Annotated in this window: 1 protein-coding gene; it reads right to left on the bottom strand. The window is 52.1% G+C overall.

Annotated elements, in window-relative coordinates; all coding sequences use genetic code 11:
• Positions 1-63: 63 nt before the first annotated feature.
• Positions 64-1113 (bottom strand): RRXRR domain-containing protein, encoded by a 1050-nt coding sequence (locus BUB67_RS15920; RefSeq protein ID WP_073240328.1) that lies wholly within the window; start codon positions 1111-1113, stop codon positions 64-66.
• Positions 1114-1364 lie beyond the last annotated feature (251 nt).

Genomic DNA, 1364 nt, shown 5'->3' on the forward strand with positions numbered 1-1364 from the left:
ACAACAAAATTGCGGCAGGTTTCCCCCGCCTCTATAGGCGGCGGGCGGAATGCCGCATACTAATCAAATCACTTCTTTCCATGAAAATCCGGTTGATCTCGAAAGTAGTTTGGCTTTCTTTAGACTGAAATGCCCGATCCTTTTTCCATCGGCATCGGCTATGCCCAGTACCTTCGATTTATCAGTCGGCAAGCCGCATACCCAACCTCGATAAGTCTTTCCTGCCTTCTCTGCTTCTACCCAATCGCCTTTACGGAAAAAACTGCCGTTGGCAGTACCGCCAAAACGAGGTCTAATGCCACCCTTCTGCGGGTTCTGCCGATGTAAACTCCGCCTTGCATATTGAAGTCTCCGCCACACATAGAAAGGCGTTTCAGCATTCTCGCACCCCGTCACACCCATAAGCATTGCTACTGCGTCATTGGCGTGAGTCTCAGGCACCTGCTCCCATTTCTTTTCCGTGTACTTCTTCAGCCCAAATTTTATACGCCAGGCGTCTGTGCCGGATACCTCTACCAGCTGAAGCTCGGCGAGATTTTTATATTCCCGGTAGGTTAAGGTTTTACCGATCTCCACGGTGGAAAAGTATTTACCATCACGACTCTTGGCATGATTAAACCGTACATCCTCGGTGATGATGAGTTTTATCGGGTATATCCTGCACAGTTCTCTCACGACTTTCAGCCGGGTTTCAACCTTAGACTTCTGTGTGGGTGCCAGCCAGTATTTTTTTCTTTTGCGGTTATCGAACCGGGCCGGTCTGCGGGGTGTGTTGCGGTACCTCCTGGCACGGCGCAGGTTCCTTCGTGTCTCCATCTTTTCCGGTACGCTTTCGGGCAAAAACACCATCGCTTTTATCTCTACCTGTTTATGAGATGCTGCAGCAATTCCATCGTATTTCGCACCGGGGTCTTCGGCCAGGGCCATGAACTGCGTCTCTTCACTTACCGGCCTGGTCATTTGGATATAGAATAGGCCCAGCTTGTTCCGCTTTCCCTTTGCCAGACCATCTCTGATGAATAGGCGGGCCTTCTTCGGTGTAGTAGGCATGAGCGGTTTACCGTCTATACCTACTACCGGCACCCTGGGTTGTTTACTCGGTTCTTTGGACATAAAAAGGATACTCCTTTCTCCCTTGCGGGAGTGATTGTCGCCTCGACGCTGCCCGGCAGGCTTAGGCTGGTCTTGGTCAGCCGCGGCATTTAGCGGTTCTGCCTCACATATTACGGGCTGGCGAAACACCCGAAAGTGATTGGGTAGCCTACCGGGGCCGCTGCTCTCCTTTCGGAGAACCGTCTAGTCAGCTAGTTTCCCCTGCCCCCGCCAGGGCAAGCCCCCACTTCTATAAGTGGGGGTAGTTGACC

Origin of the sequence: Desulforamulus putei DSM 12395, from assembly GCF_900129195.1 — a bacterium.
In the GTDB taxonomy this organism is placed as follows: domain Bacteria; phylum Bacillota; class Desulfotomaculia; order Desulfotomaculales; family Desulfotomaculaceae; genus Desulfotomaculum; species Desulfotomaculum putei.